The sequence below is a fragment of the Mycobacterium sp. genome, from assembly GCF_049280035.1.
In the GTDB taxonomy this organism is placed as follows: Bacteria; Actinomycetota; Actinomycetes; order Mycobacteriales; family Mycobacteriaceae; genus Mycobacterium.
The window spans coordinates 1-1,767 of the sequence record NZ_JBAPPI010000456.1 but is presented as its reverse complement, the minus strand read 5'-3'; the positions used below and the strand labels follow the sequence as shown (position 1 = coordinate 1,767).

Annotated in this window: 3 protein-coding genes; all 3 read right to left on the bottom strand. The window is 64.3% G+C overall.

Annotated elements, in window-relative coordinates; genetic code table 11:
- The coding region (locus WAN71_RS15080) for a prenyltransferase (protein ID WP_422226101.1) at positions 1 to 884 on the bottom strand (884 nt) is incomplete at its 3' end.
- Positions 871 to 1,602 (bottom strand): class I SAM-dependent methyltransferase, encoded by a 732-nt coding sequence (locus WAN71_RS15075; protein WP_422226100.1) that lies wholly within the window; start codon positions 1,600 to 1,602, stop codon positions 871 to 873. The genes WAN71_RS15080 and WAN71_RS15075, both read right to left, overlap by 14 nt.
- Positions 1,596 to 1,767: glycosyltransferase (locus tag WAN71_RS15070; RefSeq protein WP_422226102.1), on the bottom strand; the 172-nt coding region annotated here is incomplete at its 5' end. The genes WAN71_RS15075 and WAN71_RS15070, both read right to left, overlap by 7 nt.

Below are 1,767 nucleotides of genomic sequence, written 5' to 3'. Positions count from 1 at the left end.
GTCCAATAGGAGCCGTCGTCCTCACGCAGGTGCTGCATCGCGGCGAACTGCCGCAGCGCCGCCTGCCGACTGCCCATCGCATCGAGCGCCAACACTAATTCGCAGGTCTCCGCGCCGGTCACCCACGGCCGGTCGTCGACGCACCGGATGCCCAGACCGTCGACGACGAAATCGCCCCACCGCTCGGCGATTCGGGCGATCGCCGCGGGACCGCGAAGCGCACCGCCCAGGATCGGATAGTACCAGTCCATCGAGTGATGCGGCTTTTCGGTGAACGCCGACGGATGGGCAGCGATCGCGTGGCCCAACCGGCCGAGCGCGACCTCCCATTCCGGTTGCGGCTCGTCGACATAATTCGCCAGCGCCAGGGCACAGCGAATGCTATGGAAAATACTGGCGCACCCGGTCAGCAACGCCTCGGCAACCGGACCTGAAGGGCCACGCGCCCAACAAATTTCGCCACCTTCAAGCTGCAGCTCCAAGACAAAATCGATTGCTGCGCGCACCGTCGGCCACATCGCGGTGGCAAAGGCGCGGTCACCGGTGATCAGTAGGTGGTGCCAGACTCCGACCGCGACGTAAGCGCAGAAGTTGCTGTCGCTGTTGGCGTCCTCCACGATGCCGGCGCGAAGCTGGATCGGCCAGGAACCATCCGCGCGCTGCTGGCGCCGACACCAGTCGAACGCGTGGCGCGCCGGGTCGATCAGGCCCGCTGCCGTCAGCGCCATTGCGCATTCGACATGGTCCCAAGGGTCGGTGTGTCCGTCTTCCGACCATGGGATGGCGCCGGATGGTTCTTGCACCGCTGCAATCGATTCCGCCGTCTGCCGGCATTGCGCAGGAGAGAGGACCCCAGCGACGCCCGGTTCCTTAAACCAGTTCAACGGCGGGTACCGGTTTCTCGAAGTACAGCGCGACACTCTTGCCGATCAGCGGGTTGAGGGTGGATTCGGCCAGCCGGGTGAGCCTCGGCTGTTGCATCATGTCCCAAACCAGCATCTTGTGATAGGCGACGATGGCGGGGTGTTCTGAATTGTTGACGCCGACTAAGCATTTCAGCCACCAAAATGGTGCATGCAAGGCATGTGAGTGATGGGCGTGAGTGTAGGTCATTCCGCGGTTGGCGATTTCGGCGCGCAGCAGGTTCGCACGGTAGATGCGGATGTGGCCGCCCTCGTTGCTGTGGTAGTCATCGGAGAGTAGCCAGCACAATCGTTCGGGCAACCACCTGGGCACGGTGACTGCCAGCCGGCCGCCGACCTTGAGCACGCGTATCAGCTCGTCGATCATCGCGCTGTCGGCCGGGACATGCTCCAGGATCTCCGAGGCGATGACACAGTCGAATGTCCGGTCGGGATACGGCAGTGCCAGCGCGTCGCCGACGACGATCTCGGCGTGAGCCGACGGCGGCACCTCACCAGAATCCGCCATGGCGCGAAACATGGTGTCGACGTTGTTTAGTTCGGCAGCATCCTGATCGAAAGCGACCACATCGGCGCCTCGGCGATATGCCTCGAAGCTGTGCCGGCCCGCACCGCACCCGACGTCAATCACCCTGGTACCGCGACCGATACCGAGGCGGTCAAACTCCACCGTCAGCACGGCTCGCCCACGGCCTGGACCGAATCCCGAACCGGCAACTGCCGATTGATCGCGCGTTCGTAGACGCGCGCGGTCTGGGCAGCCACCGATTCCCAGCTGTATACGTCGACGGCTCGGCGGCGACCGGCTACACCGAGTTGATGCAGTTGGTCGGGGGAGACCAGC